The 21,783-nt window shown below is 44.5% G+C and carries 18 protein-coding genes; 3 read left to right on the plus strand and 15 right to left on the minus strand.

Features of this window, described 5'->3' with window-relative positions; genetic code table 11:
• The 11 genes from NWE95_00005 to NWE95_00055 form a co-directional block, all read right to left on the minus strand.
• On the minus strand, positions 1-204 hold a 204-nt coding region (locus NWE95_00005; GenBank protein MCW4002286.1), incomplete at its 3' end, for a PaaI family thioesterase.
• Positions 201-1,325, minus strand: coding sequence for a branched-chain amino acid ABC transporter permease (locus tag NWE95_00010; protein ID MCW4002287.1), 1,125 nt, complete (start codon positions 1,323-1,325; stop codon positions 201-203). The genes NWE95_00010 and NWE95_00005, both read right to left, overlap by 4 nt.
• A gap of 2 nt (positions 1,326-1,327) precedes the next feature.
• Positions 1,328-2,206, minus strand: a complete 879-nt coding sequence (locus NWE95_00015; protein ID MCW4002288.1) for a branched-chain amino acid ABC transporter permease — start codon at positions 2,204-2,206, stop codon at positions 1,328-1,330.
• Positions 2,207-2,311: 105 nt separating this feature from the next.
• Entirely contained in the window at positions 2,312-3,682 is a 1,371-nt protein-coding gene (locus NWE95_00020; GenBank protein MCW4002289.1) for an ABC transporter substrate-binding protein, read from the minus strand.
• A gap of 53 nt (positions 3,683-3,735) precedes the next feature.
• Positions 3,736-4,326, minus strand: a complete 591-nt coding sequence (locus NWE95_00025; GenBank protein MCW4002290.1) for an indolepyruvate oxidoreductase subunit beta — start codon at positions 4,324-4,326, stop codon at positions 3,736-3,738.
• Positions 4,323-6,515, minus strand: coding sequence for a thiamine pyrophosphate-dependent enzyme (locus tag NWE95_00030; protein MCW4002291.1), 2,193 nt, complete (start codon positions 6,513-6,515; stop codon positions 4,323-4,325). The genes NWE95_00025 and NWE95_00030 overlap by 4 nt, the downstream gene beginning before the upstream one ends.
• Positions 6,516-6,525: 10 nt before the next feature.
• Entirely contained in the window at positions 6,526-7,845 is a 1,320-nt protein-coding gene (locus tag NWE95_00035) for a phenylacetate--CoA ligase (GenBank protein ID MCW4002292.1), read from the minus strand.
• Positions 7,846-7,864: 19 nt separating this feature from the next.
• On the minus strand, positions 7,865-8,569 hold the full coding sequence (locus NWE95_00040) for an ABC transporter ATP-binding protein (protein MCW4002293.1): 705 nt from the start codon (positions 8,567-8,569) through the stop codon (positions 7,865-7,867).
• A gap of 3 nt (positions 8,570-8,572) precedes the next feature.
• Positions 8,573-9,316: an ABC transporter ATP-binding protein gene (locus NWE95_00045; GenBank protein ID MCW4002294.1), complete on the minus strand. Its 744-nt coding sequence runs from the start codon at positions 9,314-9,316 to the stop codon at positions 8,573-8,575.
• A gap of 102 nt (positions 9,317-9,418) precedes the next feature.
• Entirely contained in the window at positions 9,419-9,832 is a 414-nt protein-coding gene (locus tag NWE95_00050) for a VapC toxin family PIN domain ribonuclease (protein ID MCW4002295.1), read from the minus strand.
• Positions 9,832-10,113 (minus strand): VapB-type antitoxin, encoded by a 282-nt coding sequence (locus tag NWE95_00055; GenBank protein MCW4002296.1) that lies wholly within the window; start codon positions 10,111-10,113, stop codon positions 9,832-9,834. Before NWE95_00055 ends, NWE95_00050 begins: the two co-directional genes overlap by 1 nt.
• Before the next feature lie 98 nt (positions 10,114-10,211).
• Here NWE95_00055 and NWE95_00060 point away from each other — a divergent pair, with 98 nt between their 5' ends.
• Both NWE95_00060 and NWE95_00065 read left to right on the plus strand, forming a co-directional pair.
• Complete coding sequence (locus NWE95_00060) at positions 10,212-10,658, plus strand: acetolactate synthase (GenBank protein MCW4002297.1); 447 nt, start codon at positions 10,212-10,214, stop codon at positions 10,656-10,658.
• Positions 10,659-10,804: 146 nt separating this feature from the next.
• Positions 10,805-13,630 (plus strand): GNAT family N-acetyltransferase, encoded by a 2,826-nt coding sequence (locus NWE95_00065; protein MCW4002298.1) that lies wholly within the window; start codon positions 10,805-10,807, stop codon positions 13,628-13,630.
• Positions 13,631-13,805: 175 nt separating this feature from the next.
• On the opposite strand, the gene NWE95_00070 is transcribed toward NWE95_00065, so the two are convergent.
• A complete protein-coding gene (locus NWE95_00070) occupies positions 13,806-14,594 on the minus strand; it encodes a hypothetical protein (protein ID MCW4002299.1) in 789 nt (262 codons plus the stop codon).
• Between the two features lie 181 nt (positions 14,595-14,775).
• On the opposite strand from NWE95_00070, the gene NWE95_00075 reads away from it, so the two are divergent.
• Positions 14,776-17,211 carry a PQQ-binding-like beta-propeller repeat protein gene (locus NWE95_00075; protein MCW4002300.1) on the plus strand — a complete coding sequence of 812 codons (2,436 nt, stop codon included), beginning with the start codon at positions 14,776-14,778 and terminating at the stop codon, positions 17,209-17,211.
• A 417-nt stretch (positions 17,212-17,628) separates the two neighbouring features.
• Here NWE95_00075 and NWE95_00080 read toward each other — a convergent pair whose 3' ends face one another.
• Genes NWE95_00080 through NWE95_00090 form a run of 3 tightly spaced genes read right to left on the minus strand, consistent with a single transcriptional unit; the run spans position 17,629 to position 21,590 of the window.
• A complete protein-coding gene (locus NWE95_00080) occupies positions 17,629-18,939 on the minus strand; it encodes a Ni/Fe hydrogenase subunit alpha (GenBank protein MCW4002301.1) in 1,311 nt (436 codons plus the stop codon).
• Positions 18,936-19,673, minus strand: coding sequence for an NADH:ubiquinone oxidoreductase (locus tag NWE95_00085; protein ID MCW4002302.1), 738 nt, complete (start codon positions 19,671-19,673; stop codon positions 18,936-18,938). Before NWE95_00085 ends, NWE95_00080 begins: the two co-directional genes overlap by 4 nt.
• Positions 19,674-21,590 carry a 4Fe-4S dicluster domain-containing protein gene (locus NWE95_00090; GenBank protein ID MCW4002303.1) on the minus strand — a complete coding sequence of 639 codons (1,917 nt, stop codon included), beginning with the start codon at positions 21,588-21,590 and terminating at the stop codon, positions 19,674-19,676. It lies immediately after the preceding gene.
• Positions 21,591-21,783: the final 193 nt, after the last annotated feature.

Here is a 21,783-nt window from a genome sequence, read left to right on the forward strand (position 1 = left end):
TTCCACAGCCACTGCAACGTTGTCTCCGAAATTGCATGCTTGAGCGAAAGCGTAGTCTGCTAGCGAAAAGATTGCGCCGCCATGCGTGAAGCCCAAAGCGTTTGTGTGCAGTTTCTCAACTTTCATAGAAACTTTTGCGTACCCATCCCTAACTTCGACAAGCTTAATCCCTAATGCTTCTGCAAAATGATCTGTTCCCTTCATTGTTTCTTCTCCCTCTCGAAAATGCGTCCCTTGACCAAGTCATTGAATAAATTACGAAGTTTAGGGCTTGTCCCTTTGAATTTATTGGGCAAAGATATCAAACCTTTCGGCGCAAAAATGACAATTAAGACCAAAATGGCTCCAACTGTAATGTACGTAATTGGAGGCCCAACATTGCTAACTTGTGGGAAGTACGAGCCAAGAGAAGAACGCAAAGCTTCAACCACTATTGGCAGCGCAACAATCTGCTGAATCGAAACAAAAAAGATAGAGCCGATTACTGGTCCAGCAACCGTGCCTAACCCTCCTATAACGCTCATAATCAACGGCGTAAAAGAGTGGGCTGGAGAGAATATTGAATTATCAATGAGCCTGATGAAGTAGGCATATAACCCTCCTGATATCCCCGCAAAAAAGGAGCTTATAACAAAAGCGATAAGCTTGTATTTTGCAGTGTTTATCCCAATCATCTTGGCCTCCGCTTCATTCCCATGAATAGCCTTGAACCCTAACCCTATCCTCGACTTCATAATTATGTACATTACAGTGATAGCCGCCACGGCAAAGAAAACTACCAAAACATAAAATGGATACCCTTTAGGAACAAGAGTTGTCGTTGCATACCCATTAATGCCCTGAGTGATCCAGTCAAACTGACTCGACAAAGTTGCTGCGATGACTGAAAAACCAAAAGTAACCATAGCTAGATACCACGCCTTTAACCTTACACAGGTTAAACCTATCAACAAACCAATCGCAGCGGAAAGCAAACCGCCAACCAGAACCGCCAAAACCTGTATGCCGACCGATAAAGGTCCAACTGGCAATTGAGTTATACCCGCTAAGCTTGCTGCACTGTTGGCAATTGAACTCCCGATTATCGCTGAAGAAAACCCACCTATACCCAAGAAGACAGCGTGACCCAGTGAACCTTGACCTGAGTTAGCAAGAAAGTTCCAGCTGGCAGCGTAGATCGTGAAAATTACGATAAGAGTCAAAACAGTTAAGAAAAAATTATCTCCGACAAAAACTGGAATAAGACCTAAAATGCTGAAGAAGCCAACAATAGACAAGAAGCCTTTTGAACGCAGAAAAGTGTAAATTGATTGTTTAAGTGACATTTTCATTCTCCCTTCTCGCCGAATATTCCGTTCGGTCTGAGGACCAACACAACTATAAGTAGTGCGAAGGCAACAGCGCTTCCCCAAATCCCGCCGAAGAGCAAAGTTGCCAACTGCTCAGTGATACCGTACAGTAAACCACCGATGATTGCACCTTTAATGCTTCCTAAACCGCCCATTATTATGATGGCAAACGCTATGATTGTCGGCATGGCTCCGACCTGATAGTCAAACGAAAAAATTATACCGTATAACCCTCCAGCTACAGCGGCCAATGCTGCGCCGATGGCGAAAGTAAGCATGTAAATTTTCTCAACGTTTATCCCCATGAGAAGTGCTGTGCTGTTTCTTTGACTGGTTGCTCTCATGGCTAAGCCCACTTTTGTTTTCTTAATCAAAAACCCAAAGGCTGCAAGTGTGGCAATCACCACAAATACGGCAACGACGCGGTCATAGGTGATGGAAAAGCTGCCGAAGTTTAGACTTAAGCCATAGAAAGGGCTAACAACCTGCTTGGAAGTAGCTCCCCAAATGAGCATAGCCGCATATTCAAAAATGTAAATCAACCCTAAACTTACAAAAATCTCGTTCAACTTGTCTGTACCAAGAACTTTGCGGAATGTTAATCTTTCAACAGCAATTCCCAAAAAAGCAACAACAATCATGGCGACTACGATGGCCACGTATGCGTTCATTCCCGAGGAAAATGCTATTGTCCATGTCAGAAAAGCACCTAACATGAGCAGTTGTCCATGGGCAAAGTTAACTAGTTTCATGACGCCAAAAATAATGTTTAACCCAGTTGCCAATAGTATGTAAACGCAGCCAATGGCGACACCCCAGACTAAAGTTAAGACGACTGTTGGAGCGGTTATGTCCATATTTGAGCTTATCCTCTCTATAACGATTAATGGGTTGACATAAATTCTCCTGTTAACTATTTAAAATATGCTGGAAACAAAAGAAAAGAAGAGGTTTAAGATAATTTACTGTCCAGGTTGATAGCCTGTTGGTAGCGTGAAGTCAGCTTGCTTTAGGTTGGTTCCGCTGATCGGTACCCAAACGATTTGTGAGGTAAGATGGTTGGTTGCTGCGTCCCATTTGAGTTGCTCAACGAAGGTTATAGGCTCAATTTCATGGTAGTTGACGCCTGTGCTGAAGCTTATTTTGCCTGTCTTTGTTGGGAACAACCTTTGGTCCAGATTTGTGTTTTCGATTGCATCTCTAACGGATGCTTTGTCAACTGTTCCTGCTCTCGTAATCGCGTCTTTAGCTATGTAGAAAGCGTCATAGGTGCCTGCACCCATCATTCCAGGCATTACATGTGGATATAGTTGGTTGAACTTCTCTGTGTACGTCTGCACGGCTGTTGAGTATGAGGGTTGCATGAAAGGGTTAAATCTCGACTCAAGAAGTTGACCGTTTCCAGTTTCGCCTAAGAGGTCATAGAATGCGGGGTCTTGATTGTTTTCAATCACGATGTAAACAGTCTTTAAGCCGACATCGTTCCATCCTTGCTTTATTATTTGAGGTGATTTGTCTGGGTTGTCAACTACGAGCACTCCATCAGGTTTCGCGCTTGCCACCGCTGTCAAATCAGTCTGGTAATTGGTTGTTGCTGGGTCATAGCTTCTGTCTGCTACTAGGGTTATCGGTAAGCTTAGATTCTGTATCCAGTACTTTGTAGCTTGCTGAACACCTTGGCCGAATGCATCGTTCCTGTAGAGTATTGCAAGGTTGAAGTTTCGGTTTGGTGCAACCATGGGCTTCATCTCGTTGGCAAAGAATTCAACTACTGTTTTGCTGTAGTGGTAGGTTGTCGTGCAGTAATGGAACATGTAGCTCATTCCTTCGGCATCAGAAACACTATTGGGTCCATTTGGTCCAAAACCACCGTAGTTGCCTTGTGGGCCTCTTCGGGTGACTAGTTCGTTTGAGGCTCCAGTGATAATGAATGGGACTTTGTTATCAATGGCTACCATTTGGTTAGCAAGTGTGCCTGCGCTACCATACCCGCCTATGAGGAGGTCAACTTGGTCTGTTTCGACGGCTCTTGTTACTGGTGTGACTGCGTTGGCTGGGGCGTCGTTTATGGTGTCAGCAATTATGAGGGTTATGTTCACATTGGTGTGCCATTCATCGACATAGATACCACCTGCGTTATTTATCTCGTCTACTGCCATGCGAGCGGCGCGCTCCATATCCTGGCCGATTGGTGAGCCTGATATTGGTGCAACTAGGCCTATCTTTATGTTTCTGGCTTCTGCTGATGGTGCTTTTGGTGCTAACTGCAAAGCTGCTACTGTTGCAACGATTATAATTATAGCTACGATTATGGCTATTATTTTCTTTTGCAAATTAAATCCTCTCTTTTTTATTCTCTCAATATCGAAGCAGTGTGTTAATAAAATTAACTCTTTAACACGCTTTCTCTGCCTAGTTGGAAGGCTTTGAGGTTCAAATTGATGTATTTTTCCTTAAGCCTGCCCGCTATGGCTTGCTTGAAAGATTCACTCTTCACGGGAATTTGCGGAAGAGCCGAAAGCGCTCCCAAAAGAACCGTGTTAACAACCAGTAAGTTGCCTAACTGTTGCGCGATGCCTATGCCGTCTACTTCATAAACCTTGGCTTTAGCCCTAAGCATCGCCAGCAACTCCTCAGTTTTTTTAGGTTTAACGCCAACTGTGGCGCAGCTTGGCGGAATATACTTCATGTTCACGATTACAGTGCCGTTTTTCTTTAGCATCGGCAGGGCTCTTGCAGTTTCAAGAATTTCAAAACCGACAATCGCGTCAGCTTTTCCTGTTTCGATGAGGGGGGATTCAACCTTGGCGCCGATTCGCGCGTACGCTACGATTGAACCGCCGCGCTGTGCCATGCCGTGAATTTCCGCTTTCGCCGCATCAAACCCGTCTATCATTGCCGCTTCACAGTAAATGTCACTTAGAACCACAACGCCTTGTCCACCTACACCGCTAAAAACAATGTCGAGGCTTTTCATTTTTCCGTCTCCTTTATGGCTTCAAAGGGGCAGACAACTTGGCATACGCCGCACCCGTAGCAGAGCGTGCTGTCTATTTCGGCTCGTTCATTTGAGAGCGCGATGGCTGGGCAGCCGAAGGCTTTTACGCATACTCCGCAACCGTTGCATTTGTCGGTGACTTCTCTGGGTCTGCCTCTTTCGACAAGAAGCGGGCAGGCTCTTTGCGAAATAATAACTGATGGCGCGTTGTATTCCATGATTTCTCTTATCGCTTGGGTTGTGCCCTTAATGTCGTAGGGGTCAACGGTTACGATTTTTTCTATGCCAACCCCCTTCGCGATGTCTTGCAAACGAACAACTTTGGCGTCTGTGCCCATAGCAGTTTTCCCTGAACCCGGAGTTGGCTGATGCCCAGTCATGGCGACGACGCTGTTATCCAAGATTATCACGCAAATGTTTGCTTTGTTATACACAGCGTTCAAAAGTCCTGGCATGCCTGCGTGGAAGAACGTGGAGTCTCCGATAACCGCAAATGCCTTGTCTTTCACACCAGCATGAACCATCCCTGCGGCTTGAGCAATTCCAGCGCCCATGCAAAGGCATGTTTGAACCGAGTTTACAGGCGGCAAAACACCCAGCGTATAACAGCCAATATCGCCAGTAACGATTTTATCGTCTGATTTACCAGTTAAACTCAGTGCACTCTCTGGACACAGCGGAATACATTTTGGGTCGCCCCCACACATGTCGCACACTATTGCTTTGTGGCTGGTCGGATGCAGGGTTATGGCGCCGTATTTGCAGGCTTCTATACACCAATCACAGCCTTTGCATTTTTCTTCATCAACAATTATTGCGCCCGTTTTGCTGGATACGGCTAAGGCGTCTTCGGGGCAAGCGGTTATGCAGGGAGTATCTATGCATCCTTTGCAGGTTACTGCCGTGTTAAAGGTTTGTCCAATCCGAATCGAACGGATTCTTGATTTTAATGGGTTGAAGACTTTCTCTTTTTCATATGAGCAGACGTACTCGCAGATGTCACAGCCCACACATTTGTCATTGTCGCATTCAATGTGCTGGTTAACCATGTTCAAAGCGTAATAGAACGCTCGGTGAGGACAGCCAGGACAAAGGGCTGGCGGTCTGGGCGGCAGCTTCACAAGTTCTGGCTCTTCTGCTTTCTCTGTCAATTTTCGACTAGCTAGGGCTTTGCGTACGCTGTCGGGTGTTAACTCGCCGATTTCCTCTAAGCCTAACTGGTCTTTTCCTATTACGCGCAAGCCTAAGCGCTGAATGTTCTCTTCTAGATAGGGTCTTAGTTCTTCGATTACTATGAGTTTTTTAACTTTAAGTGCAAACCTTTTTACGATTTCTTGCGGGAAGGGGTAAACAAAACCCAGTTTTAGCCAAGAGAACTTTTTTGTGTCAAGCACTGAGCGGGCGTAGTAGTAGCCTACTCCGCTTCCTATGACGCCGATGTCGCTACCGTTGTCTTCAATGAAGTTGAATTTTGAGTGGTTGGCAAGTGTTTTAGCCTCTGCCATCTTCACCTCTAAAACTCGGTGCTGGCGAATGGCGTTTGATGGCACCATAACCCATTTTGAACCGACCTTGTCGAATTCTGGCTTGCGTTTTAGTCTTTGGAAATCACCGAGTTTAACCTTGGCTTTGCTATGCGCAACTCTTGTTGTGAGACGGAGAATTACGGGCAGATGCAGTTTTTCGCTGATTTCAAAGGCTTCCTTTGCCATATCATGGGCTTCTTGCGGGTTCCCAGCGTCAAGCAGTGGCAGTTTTGCGTGAACAGCAAAGTAACGGGTGTCTTGCTCGTTTTGGCTACTGTGCAACGCTGGGTCATCACAGACGGCAATAACCATCCCGCCTTCAACGCCCGTGTAAGCCAAGGTCATGGCTGCGTCAGCGGCAACGTTAAGTCCAACATGCTTCATTGACGCTATAGAGCGCACGCCAGCCATGGAAGCACCAGCGGCAACTTCCACAGCCACAATCTCGTTAACGCTCCACTCGGCATAGATATCTAATTCTTTAGCAACTTCGGCTATTGCTTCCAAAATTTCAGTTGCAGGCGTGCCTGGGTAAGAGGCTGCAACTTTAACGGTGGCTTCCACTGCCCCACGTGCAACTGCCTCATCTCCGTTAAGCAAGGCAAAACTGCCCGGCTTATCAACTGCAATCTTGGAAGTCATCTTTAAATCCTTACATTTTGCCCTTACGCAAGTCCAGAACCCGTTTTGCTTTGCCCTCTGTTCTTGGGAGTTCGCCTGGCTTTACGATTTCCACTTCAGCGGTTATGCCTGTTACAATGTGGATTCTCTTTTGAATTTCGCTCTTGAGGGCGTTGATGTTTAGGTTCGGGTCTTTGGACGCTTTCTCAGATAATTCAACCTTAACAACGAAGGTGTCCAGTGCTCCTGGTCTATCTACAACTATAAGGTATTGAGTAGCCAGTTCTGAGAAGCACATTACTGCAAACTCGATTTGCGAGGGGAAAACGTTTACTCCGCGGATAATGAGCATGTCATCTGATCTTCCATGAACTCGCATCATTCTGGCGTGGGTGCGTCCGCATTTGCATGGGGCAGTTTCTATTTTTGAGATGTCCCGTGTACGGTATCTGAGCATTGGCAACGCTGTTTTAGTCAGTGTTGTGAAGACTAGCTCCCCTTCTTCACCAGGAGACAAAACCTCGCCCGTGTCAGGGTTTATGGTTTCAACGATAAAATGGTCTTCCCAAACATGTAATCCGTCATGCTCCTCACACTCCACGGAGACACCTGGACCGCAAAGCTCGGTTAACCCGTAAATGTCAAAGGCTTGGATTCCAGTGTCTTTTTCTAGTCTTTCCCTAATTTTGTTTGACCATGGTTCAGCGCCGAACATGCCGATTCTGAGTTTGAGGTCTCTTCTGGGGTCGATGCCTTCTTGAGCCATGGTTTCTGCAAGATAAACCGCAAAACTTGGCGTGCACGCAAGGATGGTTGCGCCCAAGTCTTTCATGAGTTTAATTTGGCGCTGCGTCATGCCACCGCTTGCTGGAATAATTTTGGCTCCGATTTTTTGAGCGCCATAGTGGAAGCCTAAGCCGCCAGTGAATAAGCCGTAGCCGTAAGCAATGTGGATGACATCTTGGCGTCTGCCACCTACAGTATAGATAGAGCGCGCCATAAGTTCAGACCAGACATCCATGTCACTTTGCGTGTAGGCACCGATGATTGGGTTTCCAGTTGTTCCGCTGGAAGCATGAATCTCTACCACTTCGTCTGATTTGACTGTGACCATGCCGAACGGGTAGTTATCCCTCAAATCGTTTTTTACTGTAAAAGGAATTTTTTGTAGGTCCTCAAGAGAGCGTATGTCTTGAGGTTTCAGCCCTACGCTGTCAAACTTTTTGCGGTAAAAACTGCTGTTTTCATAGCAGTGCTTGACTTGTTCTTTGAGTTTTTTGAGTTGATAGTTTTTGAGTTCTTCAGTGTGCATGGTTTCTATTTTTTCGTTCCAGTACTTGCCATTGGCCATGATTCTGTCCCTCTCTCTTTTATAGGCCTAGATACACTTCTTTTATGTGACTATTAGATAAAAGTTCCCTACTCTTGCCTTCCAATATAATCTTTCCCTGCTCAAGAACATAGCCTCGGTCAGCCACGTTTAAACTGTCATGAATGTTTTGTTCCACCAGCAAGACGGTTACGCCTTCTTCGTTGATTGTTCGCACAGTGTCGAGAACTTTCTCCACGATCATGGGTGCTAAACCCAGTGAGGGCTCATCTAAAATTAACAGTTGCGGATTCGACATTAGGCTTCGACAGATAACCAGCATCTGCTGTTCGCCGCCGCTGAGTGTTTGCGCGAGTGATTTTTCCTTCTTTTTGAGCACTGGAAAGATTTCGTAGACTTTCTCTTTGTTTTCCATGACGCTTTTTTTGTCTTTTATGGTGTAAGCGCCAAGCAACAGGTTTTCTTCAACAGTCATGCGGGGAAAGATTTCTCTGCCCTCAGGAATCATAGTGAGTCCACGTTTGACTCGTTCGTAAGGGGGCAGTTTGCCTATGTCTTCGCCCTTAAACTTGATTGACCCTGTTTTTGGCTGCAGAAAGCCCATGATGGTTTTGACGAGGGTGGTTTTTCCTGCACCGTTAGGTCCGATTATACTGACGATTTCTTTTTCGTTAATCTTGAAAGTTACCTCTCTTAGAATCTGCACCAGTCCATAAGCAGCAGACAAGTTTTCTATTTCCAGCACGCCTTATTCTTCCTCCCCTGAAAGCAGAAATCGCTTGCCTAAGTAAACCTTCACCACGTGCTGGTCGTTGCATACGTGTTGCGGTGTGCCTTCGCAGATTTTTTCGCCATGGTGCAATACGATAACTCTGTTGCAAAGCCCCATGATTACACGCATCACGTGCTCAACTATGAGTACCGTAACTCCTTGCTTGTTTATCTGTTTGATAAGTTCGATTGCCTCGTCACATTCTTTCGGTGTTAAACCCGTTAGCAACTCATCAAGTAAAAGCAGTTTAGGGTTTGTTGCGAGCGCCTTGGCAAGTTGAATTTTGCGCAGTTCAACAACGTTTAGGCTTTTCGCTGAAACACCAAACTTTTCTTTACTTAAACCCACAAAGCCCAAGAGCTCCTCAGCCCTCAGCAGGGCATCCGTTCTTTCTGTTGATTTTTCCTTGTTAAATAGTACACTTGTAAGTACATTTTCGACCGCGGTCATTTCGGGAAAAGACTGAACCGTTTGCGCTGTTTTGGTGATGCCTTTAGCGCAAATTCGGTAAGGCGGAAGCTTAGAAATGTCCTCGTCTAAAAACAGGATTTGACCTGAATCAGGTTTGTAGACGCCGCTGATTAGGTTTAAGAGTGTGGATTTGCCTGACCCGTTGGGTCCAACAAGCCCTGCTATTTCACCGCTTTCTATCGTGAAATCGACGTTTTTTAGGGCTTGGAGTCCTCCGAAACGCTTGGAGACTTGGGTACATTTTAGCAAATTAGCTGTTCTCCGAATAGCAAACAAATATCCCACGTGAAAATATAAAGCTTGGCGAAAACGATGGCTATGAAGGGTCCCTCTTCCACACGCTCTTTTTTTCTAAATTTTGCGGGGGTCTATTCTTTTTATCCCTGGCAAGCAATCAAACACTTTGTCCGTTGAAATTATTGTGTGGTCTTCAACCTGGTTTAGTGCAGTTGCCGCGTAATAGGCATCAAAAATGGATGTAAAACGGTATTGCTTTAGTAATGTTAACGCAAGTAAATCAATTAGGTATGTAGTATCTAGAAAAACCAAGTTTTCAATGGCTGTTAGAGTGGCACCTCTGGCAACTATTTCATCTATAGAGACTCCTTCTTCCTGCGACACATAATATATTTCATGCAAGGATTCTCTAGAAGCATAAACCGTCCCATAGTTTCCTTTTACTATTTTTGAAAATAGGTTTTTTGCGGTTGGTTTTAGCCAGTCTTCTTCTTTGACATAGGCATACAGCATATCAGTTTCAAGCATCAAAGTTGTTGTCGCCTTTTAGCGCGTTTTACTGCGTCTTGTCTAGCGAGTTTTTCTGCTTCGTCTTTTAACTCCCGCCGTTCCTTATCGGTGTGCAGCCATCCTTCGGCTTCTTTCTGAGGAATAGTGGGAAGAGGTATGGTAACAAAAAATGAGCCAGCGGGGATTACTACGGCTCTTGTTTTTCTTAGCCCTAACTTTTTTGGTACTGTCATTCTTCCCCTTTCGTCAATTTCAACCACAGACACTATGAATCCCTGAAAAATAGAATAAACCCTCATTTTTATAATTTTCCCCATTTTGGGATTTTTACCCATAAATTCAACGCATTAATTAAAAGTTAAATATTAAGTGAACCTACTCTCATATGGTGTCTTGTTTGCCAATAACACAAGTAAGCATTTTCCTCGACAACAGACCAGGCTCACTCTACGAAGCCATGACCCAACTTGACCAAAACAAAATAAAAATCTACGCCCTATCCATCGCCGACGCAGGCGAATTCGGCTTAATACGCCTAATCACTGAGGAGCCGCAGAAAGCCGCCAAACTGTTGGAAGATGCCGATTTTAACTTGGCAAAGTCGAAAAAGAACACGGAAGTCACAGCGATTTTCAGTTCAAAACATGATAGGCTATCAAAAATCACCAGGATTCTTGGTGACGCTGGAATAAACATAGAATACGCGTACTCTTCTGCTGTTCATGTTGATGGCAAGGTCGCATTAATCCTGCGCCCAAGCAATGTTGAAAAGGCAGAGCAGATGTTGGCGGAAAACGGTATTGAAGTTCTCTCTCTGGAGCAGATTAAAAAGTACTTTCAGTAACTAGACTATTGGTAGCGCTGTCGCCAGCTAAACTTTAAACACTAGCTTTACCATAATAATGCTGATTTCTGTTCAACGAATCAATATTCTTGAACGATAAGATTTAATTTAGACGGTTGCGGGACGATAGCGCAGAGGTAAAATAGATGGTAACAACCAACCTTGACAAGATTTTTAATCCTCAAGTTGTAGCTATCATTGGCGCCAGCGATGCGGAAGGCTCAGTAGGCTATGCTATTGTGAAGAATTTTACTCAACTGGGCTATGCTGGCAAAGTGTATTTTGTTAACATTCGCAAACCAGAAATTTTGGGCGTTAAAACTTACCAGTCGGTTGATCAGATTCCTGAACCTGTAGATTTAGCCATGATTGCCACACCAGCCAAGACGGTTCCCGATGTAATGGAGGAATGTGGAAGAGCAAACGTGAAAGGCGTAATAATCGTTTCAGCTGGCTTTAAAGAAACTGGCGCTGCAGGAAAAGCGCTGGAAGAAAAAATTCTGCAGATTGCACGGAAATACGGCATCCGCGTTATCGGTCCAAACTGCATCGGAATAATTCGACCCCGAAAGAACCTTAACGCTACTTTCCTTGATAAAATGCCAAAGCCTGGCAATATTGCTTTTCTGTCTCAAAGTGGTGCTTTGGGCTCAGCTATCCTTGATTGGGCAATCAATGAAAACATCGGCTTTAGCAACTTTGTCTCTGTCGGCTCAATGATTGATGTGGACTTTGGCGATTTGATTGATTACTTTGGTGGTGACCCTAAAACTAAGAGCATACTAATGTATGTGGAAGGCATAACTGAAGCCCGCAAGTTCATGAGTGCCGCACGGCACTTCGCAAGAACCAAACCCATAATTGTCGTGAAATCAGGCAAGTTTGCTGAAAGCGCGAAAGCTGCTGCTTCTCACACGGGTTCTCTTTCAGGCGAGGATGACATTTATGATGCTGCATTCAAGCGTGCTGGTATTGTTCGTGTGGATGAAATAGCTGACTTATTTAACGCTGCTGAGGTTTTGGGGACTCAACCCTTGCCTAAAGGTCCAAGACTTGCTGTGATAACTAATGCTGGTGGGCCAGGTGTGATGGCTACTGATTCTCTGATTGCTCAAGGGGGCAGGTTGGCTCATTTAAGCCAAAAAACCTTGGATTCTCTCAACGCTGTTTTGCCTCCGTTTTGGAGCCGCGGCAACCCAATTGATGTTCTCGGTGATGCTCATGCTGACCGTTACAGGATTGCGGTTGAAGCCTGCTTAAACGATGAGAATATTGATGGCATTTTGATTGTTTACACTCAGCAGGCTGTTTCTGAATCGGTTGAAATAGCCAAAAGCATAGTGGAGCTTGTACGTAGTAAAACTTACCAGAACAAAACTATATTGACTTCTTTCATGGGTTCTGGTGCGGTGCAGGAAGCAAACAAAATCCTCAATGCTAACAATATCCCGACTTATTCAACGCCTGAGCAAGCCATCAAAACCTACATGTACATGTACAATTACCAACGGAACATTGATTTGCTGTATGAAACACCTGAAGAGTTGCCTGTTGATGCTGCGCCTCCAAAACGTCCAATTCAAGTTATTCTTAGAAATGCGGCTTTTGAAGACCGTGAAGTGCTAACTGAAGATGAAGCTAAAAGAATACTAAAGTACTACAATTTCCCAGTCGTGAGGACTGCTGTTGCTAACAATGTCGATGAGGCGGTTGCGTACGCGCAAGACATGGGTTTCCCTGTTGTCTTAAAGATTTTGTCACCGCAAATCGTGCACAAAAGCGATGCTGGCGGCGTAATCCTTAATGTGAATTCTGCACGTGAAGTGCGTGAAGCGTTTGAAACTTTAATTCAAAGAGCAACAGCTTACAATCCTAACGCTCAAATAATCGGTGTTACAGTTCAGCCCATGATTGAGAAGAAAGGCTACGAAATCATCCTCGGCGGCAAAACTGACCCTGTTTTTGGCCCCGTAATCCTCTTTGGCATGGGCGGAGTAGGCGTGGAACTGTTTAAGGATTACGCGATTGGGTTGCCACCGCTAAACACTGCGCTTATTGACAGGATGATGGAAGAAACCAAGGTTTATCGGCTTCTCAAAGGCTATCGCGGTGAAAACCCCGTTGACCTCAAACGACTCTATGAAACTATGTTGCTATTCTCCCAGTTGCTGGTTGATTTTCCGCAGATAAAAGAAATAGACATCAACCCCCTGTTAATCAACGAGAAAGAAGCCTGCATACTTGATGCGCGAATTGTTATCGACAAAGACAAAGTCTGCAAGCAATTTGAGCCCCATGAACACATGGTAATTAGTCCTTACCCCAAAAAATACGAGCTCCTTTGGACGCTCAAAAACGGGCAAGAAGTAATGCTTCGACCTATAAAACCTGAAGATGAACCTTTATGGCTACAGTGGTTCCAAAGCCTCTCAGAGGAAGCCATACGTTACCGTTTCTTCCAGATGTTAAAGGATACGCCGCATGAAGTTCGAGTCCGCTACTGCAACATTGATTACGACAGAGAAATCGCCATTGTCGCCGAAATGGTGGAGGACAGCAAGAAGAAAATTCTTGGCGTAAGCCGCCTCAGCATCGAGCCAGATGGCAAGAGCGGGGAGATGGCTTTTATTGTTAGTGACTACTGGCAGGGCTTGGGTTTAGGCACTAAGATGGTTGATTACACGCTTGACATCGCCAAAGAGAAGGGTGTTGAAAGCGTTTACGCAATCATGCTGCCTGACAACTATAGAGCTTTGAGCCTCACTAAGAAAATGGGCTTCGACATTGAATACCTAAACGATGGCACCGTCAAAGGAGAACTCGACCTCAAAAATGAAGACATAGACATTCGTTGTCTACGGCAAAAAATAACGTTGGAAACGCCAATAGAAGAAAAGACGGCAATACAAGCAGTGCCAAAAGAAGCTAAGCGTGAAGCGAAACAGCGGCAACCAGAAGTTGCCTCTGCTTAATCAATTTTTTCACTTTGTTTAGAAATATAGACTAACTCGCAAAGACGTCTGAGCGGGCTTCAGATAGCATAATCAAGATGCTCGCATCTCACCATAGTTTGCTTTTCCACTTTTCTCCTTAAAGAAAACTACCAAAAGCCCCAGCAAGACTCTAAACAGCAGGGTATAGCTAGAGCTAGAACTTATACTCTTGGCTCTCATTCCACGTTTTTTCAAAATAATTCTTAAATATCTCGACGCAACCACGGTGATTAGTTTTCAGCAACTGCATTTTTGAAATTGGATTAGATATCAGATGTAAAGATGCAGTTTTCCTGTCCGTAATTATAACTTCGACTTGAGGTCTGTTGGATAAAAATCTGATCTGAAAGTTAACGCATTTTGTAAACGGGTATATTTCTTTATTAAATTTATCAAAGGCTGTTCTCTCTGTAATAATACGATATTCAATCCCGCGCTTAACGCAGTCGAGTTGTTCTGCGGCTAAGTTGATGAATAAATGAGTAAAAACTATCTCGCTAATTATTAGGTCGAAGCTTTGGTTCACTTCTTTTAAAAGATTTATTACGCGTTGTTCCATCGCTTTCTTTGGTTTTGTTATTATCTTAAATTCGCAACTTTCTACGTCTGTCGGTGTTTCTAAGTTGCTTGAGTCAAAGAAATTATTTGCCTCTTTTTCGAGCGATTTAAACTCGTCTTCTTTTGATTTGAGAAGTATTGAAACTGCCTCTTTCACAGGCAAGGATTCGTAAAGATTTGGCTTTCCGAGTATTTGAGTGGTCAATCCAATTTCTTGCAGCTTCCTGATTACGTTATAAGCGTTTGATCGGTCTATACCTGCCAAGCTTGCTATTCTTTCAATTTTTTGTCTCCCTATTCTTGAAGACACTATGAAAATTCTTGCTTCTAACGGAGTTAATCCAAGTCTATGAAAGATTGCGACATCTTGTTCTTTGATATTCATTCGCTATCCGCCCTTTAGCAATCAAGAAGTTTGTTCTGAATTTGGAATTTAATTTTTTCCTTTTTCAGGAGATTGGCGGTCGCTGCTGCAAACTAAGCAGTTTTGTGTCATAGATTGCATAACACCACTTCTTTAATAGCAAAAAAGCGATGTCAAATTCACCAAATAAAAGGAGATAAAAATGATTAGAATACTTCATAAAAATCAAAAGCAAGTATCAGCGACGATATTGCTGACACTGCTCTTTGTTTCAATTGGAGCAGCTCTAAGTATACCAGTTGCTAGCGCTATTGACGTTACAACGTATGCATGGATAGCCGTTTCACCTAACCCTGCCGGGGTCGGTCAGTCTGTGTTGGTTTCCTTCTGGGTTATGCCCCTTTCTCCGACATTTAACGATACTGCAACCGGTGAACACTTCCACGACTATACAGTAAAAATCACCATGCCCGACGGAAAAACCGAAATACAAGGACCGTACACCCCACCAGCAGTAGGCTCTACGTACTTTATGTACACACCCACACAGCTAGGCGAGTATACATTTACGTTCAGCTACCCTGGACAAACAATGGGTAACGGAAACAAGTATCTTCCAAGTAACAATACTGCAACACTTACAGTAACTGAACAGCCAATAGCACAATTAGAGAACCTTCCACTGCCAACCGAATACTGGTCAAGACCAATAAGCGGTGAAACCAGAGGATGGGCTTCGATTTCAGGACCATGGCTAATGACCAACTACGACGCATTCCAAGTTCCATTCGGCTCACAAGCAGGCTACAATCCATACACAGAAGCACCAAAATCTGGACACATACTCTGGACCAAACAGATCGCAGCAGGCGGTATTGCCGGCGGTCAACTAGAAGATTATAGCTTCTATCCAGGCTTGTCATATGAACTTCGTCTTACGCCCCCAATCATTATGGACGGAAAACTATACTACAACCTATTCCCTAACGCTTTTGCAGGTGGAACAGCAAGAAACGGATTTGCATGCGTAGATCTTAGAACAGGACAAGAACTATGGCGGGTAAATGACAACCGAGTAACTTGTGGACAGCAAATATTCATCAGCGACGCAAACCAAGTCGGTGTTTTCCAGTATGTTTGGGCTATGACTGGAACAACATGGACAGCATATGATCCACTAAATGGCGCAGTGATGTTTACAATCGCGAACGCAACTTCGGGCAGAGTTACTTTCGATAGTACAGGAAACATGTTAGTATACGTTTTCAGCGGAACATCAGGCAGACAATGGGCAGGTATGTGGAACCTATCAAAAGCAATACCTCAGCTATACAGCGGATATTCCATGTGGCAGCCAAGCGGAACTTACAACTGGCCAAACGGTATGCAATGGAACATGACATTACCCTACAACGGCACATTCATGGGCTCAGGAAACCAAAATCTAATTTACTTTAATGGCAAGCAAGGAGTAGCTGCAATAACAACCTTTAACGGCGGACCGGCTGTGCACATAGGCTATGACTTCACAGACAACAAAGTCAGACTACTTTGGACAAAGGAACGCGACTTCAATTCAATTACATGCTTTGGAGCTATAGGTCAAGATGTTTACGTTCAGTTAAACTCAGCTGATGGCAGGATCTATGCATACAGCCTTGCCACTGGTGAAAGAGTGTGGGTAACTGATCCTCCGACCAATGCGTGGGCAACCCAGCCAGGTAACCCAACAATTGCAGACGGAAGACTCTATGTGCCAGGATACGATGGCTATGTACATGTCTATAACGTAACAAACGGAGTCAAACTGTTCGATTTCTTCGGAGCTCAAACAGCTGAAGTACCTTACGGTCAATATCCACTGTACACTGGACCAATAATCGGTGGTGACGTTGCATTTGTACCTACCATGGAGCACTCGCCAACAATGCCTCTCTATAAAGGAGAAACCCTGTATGCTTTCGACAAGAATACTGGCGAGTTCTTATGGAATATAACTGGCTACTACCAGACCGGTGCCATAGCAGAAGGCAACCTAATACTCTACAACGCCTATGACGGCAGCATCTACAACTTTGGCAAAGGCCCAAGCGCAATGACGTTAACCGCACCAAACACTGCCTCAACACTTGGAACACCCATTGTATTACGTGGTACAGTAATCGATATCGCTACGGGCACAAAACAAAACGAGCAGGCAGCACGCTTCCCCAATGGTGTCCCAGCAGTGTCTGACGAGAGCCAAAGCGCATGGATGGAATACGTCTACATGAATCATCCAAAACCGACAGATGTAACTGGTGTACCAATCACGCTGAGTGTGATTGACTCTAACGGCAACTACCGAACCATCGGCAACACAAAAAGCGATGCAAACGGCATGTTTACCTATACATGGACACCTGACATCGAAGGCGACTTCACTGTTATCGCTACATTCGCTGGATCTAACTCGTACTATGGCTCATCTGCTCAATCCTCATTCACCGTCATGGCTGCAGAACCGATAGCAACACCGCAGTCAGTGCTTACTCTTCCACCAACTGAAATGTACATCTTAGGCGCAACAGCCGCAATCATCATTGCAATCGCCATTGTTGGCGCTGTAATGTTGATGACGATTAAAAAACGACAATAAGGCGAAATCTATGGGAACTATTGTCCCTCCTTTTTTTAGTTTAAATTTAAGGTTAAGTCAAGTTGGGGCTGAGTAGGCTTCTGGCTGAAATGTTTCCACGTTACCTCTAGCCTGAGAGTCGTGGTGTAGCATTTTTCTATTCTCCTGTAAAGTTTGGGCCAGAAGCCTCAGCAAACCCAAAGTGCCTGCTGTCTAAGCTGTTTTTTACTCGCTTTTTTGTGTGGCAAAATTTGCTTATAGAGGTGGTTGGTTGCTTGTGTGGTGACGGGCGAAGTTTGCCAAAATGGGCAAGCAAACTTTCCTAGTGCGTATATACAAACGTATATACAGCACCTACCCCCCTCCCTGAGCCTTTACACACTCGTACTAACAACTAATGAACACAGTCTCGAACAAAAGGAAAAAGTAAAAGAAGGCTTATACGAAATGAACTTTTACAGCGTGTGTTGAGCAGCTGATGCAGGGGTCGTAGGCTCTAACCAGCATTTCCAGCGTTAATTCAATTTCTTTTTCCGATTTATCGAGTATTTTTGGTACCAGATTTTTCATGTCGAGTTCAATGTTTCCATGGTTCTGGTTGGTCGGGATTACGCAGTTGGCTTTGGTGCAGTACCCTTTGTCATTATAGGTGTAATCATGGAACAGTATGCCTCTTGGCACTTCAACAGCGCCCACACCATGTCCAGCTTTAACTTTGATTTCTGGTTTGTTATAATCTGGTTGACCCTTTAAGCCCACTGCTTCCAATTCGTCAATGAGTCTAATCGAATCTTCGACACAGTGAACCACTTCTACAAGCTGAGCGATATTATTCATGAAGGGATTATGGCACACAGGTTTGAGTTCAAAGAGTTCGGCTGTCTGCTTAGCCAACGGCAACAGCTTATCAGCATTTAGGTTGAATCTGGCAAGTGCACCAACCATGTAAGAGTCACGGGAGTGTTTTGCACGTTTAGCAGTAGACATTGGGACAACGTATTCGTTGGTGTATGAGAGGTACTCGTTTGCTGGTGCGGCGCAGGTGTCGGTTGAGCCTATTTTTCCATCGTAGAACGCATACTCGTCTGGGCTGGTTAAGGCAATGAACTCTGTTTCTCTGGTGAAATCAGGTAGTTTACTGGAAACGCTCTTGAATAATTGTGCGACTGCTTGAAGGTCGGGGACTGAGTCTTTCAGTTTTTGTCTAAGTGTTGCTAATTCTTTCATGGAAGGAATCTTTGAGAAGCCGCCAGGCAATAGCCTCTGGGGATGGGTAGTTCGCCCGCAGAGAAGGTCAGACATTTCATTTGCCAGTCTGTGCAGGCGGAGAACGGTTTTTACTTCTTTTGGGTTTGAGGCTGCAAGCGGAATCACTGAGCCAACACCAAGCAGGTCAGGCAAGACAAGGAATCCAAGGTGCAGGATGTGGCTTTGCAGGTTTTCGCCGTGAAGCGCCAGTTTTCTTAGTTTTAGGTCTTGTTCGTTTATTTTTACGCCCAGAGCTGCCTCAGTTGCCTTCAGCGATGCAAGGGTGTGTCCTATGGAGCAGATTCCGCATATTCGGCTGGTTATGTGGTGTAGTTCACTGTATGGTCGTCCCACAACCATGGCTTCGAAGAATCTGGGGGCCTCAGGGATTGCCCATTCACATCTTTCTAACTTTCCATCGCGCAAATTTACGTATATGTTGCCGTGCCCCTCGACACGTGTAACATAGTGCACTGCTAGGTCTAAATTACGGTTTTTCATTTTTTCCTCTCCTGCCAACCAAAGTATAACCTAAACTTACTAATCGCATCATCAATCGTTAAGCCATATTTGATTAAAACTTCTTTTTGGGCGTTCTCGTTAGGGTTGTCTACTAAGCCGCGGCATCCCCAGCATATAGTTCCTTCGTTGACACAGCAAGAGTTGCAACCTGCTCTGGTGACTGGTCCCACGCAGAATTGTCCTCTTTCGAAGGCGCAGACATTTTCATTTTTCTTGCACTCAACGCAAACAGGATATGTGGGTATGTCTGGTCTTTTTCCAAGTAAGAGCGATTTTACCACGCTAAGGAATTCTTCCTTGTTTATAGGACACCCGTGAACGTAGGCGTCTACAGTTATTACCGCGTCTATGGGTCTTGCTGTATAAGCATCGAAATACTTTGCGTTATCACCATAAACGATTCTTTTGACATCGTCTAGCTCTCGGTAGTTTCTTAGCGAATTTATGCCGCCGATGGTTGCGCACGAGCCGATGGCAACAACTATCTTGGCATTCTTTCGGATTTGTTTTAATCGGTCTTCATCTTGGAGTCTTGTGCATGACCCCTCGATGAATGCTATGTCATAGTTATCGCTGTGTTCTTTCATGACTTCTCTAAAGCTCACCACTTCCACTTGTTGCAGAAGTGCCAGCAAATCTTCTTCCAGATTGGCGATTTGCAGTTGGTCTCCTTCGCAGCCTGCAAAATCAAAGAAAGCTACTTTCGGTTTCATTTAGAGTGCCTCCGGGATACCTTTTATTTTTGAATAATTAAACACGGGTCCATCCTTGCAGACGTAGACTTGGTTAATTTGGCAGTGACCGCACTTGCCTACCCCGCATTTCATCCTTCGTTCTAAAGATATTATAATATGGTCGTCTGGAACATTCCTGGCTTTTAAGTCTGCAATGACGAACTTGTACATTATGGGTGGACCGCAAATTACAGCGTAGGTTTTCTCAGGGTCAAAGTCTACTTGTGGAATCAGTGTTGTGATTACGCCTATGTTCCCTGCCCATGTTTCGTTTTCAGGACACCAGTTAACTGTAGGCTTAAAGTCAACATCGTCTCTTTTTGCAAGAGCAATAAGTTCGTCAGCAAAAAGTAGTTCTCTGGGTTCTTTGCATCCGTAGAGCAGGGTAACTTTGCCGTAATCCTTTCGGTTATCAAGTACATAGTTGAACAGTGACCGCAGTGGTGCAAGACCAAGGCCTCCGGCTATGAAGAGTAAGTCTTTGTTTTTGAGTGCTTCAGCGTCAAACCCGTTTCCGAATGGTCCTCTTATACCAACTTTATCGCCCACGTTTAGGGTGTGCATCTTGTTTGTTACGTTGCCAAGTTTGCGGATGCACAGTTCAAACGTGTCTTTCTTGGTAGGCGGAGATGACACGGATATTGGTGCTTCGCCGATTCCGAAAACTGAAACTTCCACGAATTGACCTGGTTTGTGACCAAGCGTTGACCTATCGTCTAGCTCGATTTCAAATAATGTTTCGTTGGCGGTCATGGCTTGTTTCTTTATGATTGTTGCTAGCCTAGGTACATAGTCGATATTGCCTTCAGTTTTAATCTGCACGTCAGGGGCTTCTGCGGCGGTAACATGTACCCCGCTCACGAGGCTTTCAACGTACATATCGTTGAATAAGTTAACAGGATTAGCAATATCTGGCAGGCAGTTTGAAGAGCATCTGCCACAGCCTACGCAGGATATGAAGCCGAAGCGGTCGTAGAGGTATTTGCCTTTTTTGAAGTAACGATGTCTGTATCGTGTTGGCCTTGTCGGGCGGAAGTTTTCTCCCGAAGCGATTTTGGCAAAATCTTCTAGCAAGCATCCGTCCCATGTTCTAACCCGTTCGCCTTGCTCTAGCGATAAGTCGGGGTTATCTTTAACGTCAAAGCAGTAGCATGTGGGGCAGACGAGGACGCAAGAACCGCAAGCTAAACATTTCTCTGAGTGCTTTTCCCAAAAAGAGCTTTTTTCATAACTTTTACTGAGCAGCTCAGGGATTAATTCAGGTGAGAAATCTAACCTTTGTTGTGTCATTGCAATTACTTCTCTTTTCTTTTGCCCGACCAGTTGGATGTCTCTTGCAAGCGCGTTAGTAACGTTTTTAGCATATTTTTCTAAAAGTTCTTCACCTTTCTGTGAGCCGATGTTAATGGCGTAGCGGTTTCCAAGGTCAGTGAGCATAAGGTCGTAGCCATACTCTACTGTGGCGCAACCCATGTAAGAGGCGAAACACCACTTAGACATTCTTTGAATGTTTACACCAATGATTATTGATGATTTTCGCTTTTCAAAATAGTATGGGTCTGATTTGGTTTCGGCAAAGATTTCGTCCATGTGAAGAAGAGCCACTATATCGTACGGGTGGACTCCGATTAGTACAATTGGTTTGGTCTCAGTCTGGTTTCTGGCTGAAAAGCCTTTCCCCACATTATAGGTTACTAAGGTTTCTCTTTGCGGAAAGAAATACTTCTTGGGTGGCAGAAGCGTGATGTCATAATCCATCCTCAAGTCACTAGCGGATTCTAAGGGGCCAAAAGCAAACTTGTCACCCTTAGCTTTTACGCCAATAACGTTGAAAGTTTCATTCTTAATCAGGGCATTTACGAAGTCCGCAAAGTTTTCTTTTGATATTATACGCATCTTTCCAATTCTCCGCTTTTCTTTTGTAAGCGTTTTCCTATACTAACAATGATGAACAATAAAATATTTTCTGAAAGAATACAATAAATCTGTTGAAAAAGATTACCTATAAGAATTTAAAAACGATTTTTAGACTTTTGAATGCCAAGATAAGACCTTAAAATTGTGTTTTATTGCCCTTTAAGCTTTTATA

The organism is Candidatus Bathyarchaeota archaeon, from assembly GCA_026014725.1.
Lineage (GTDB): Archaea > Thermoproteota > Bathyarchaeia > Bathyarchaeales > Bathycorpusculaceae > Bathycorpusculum.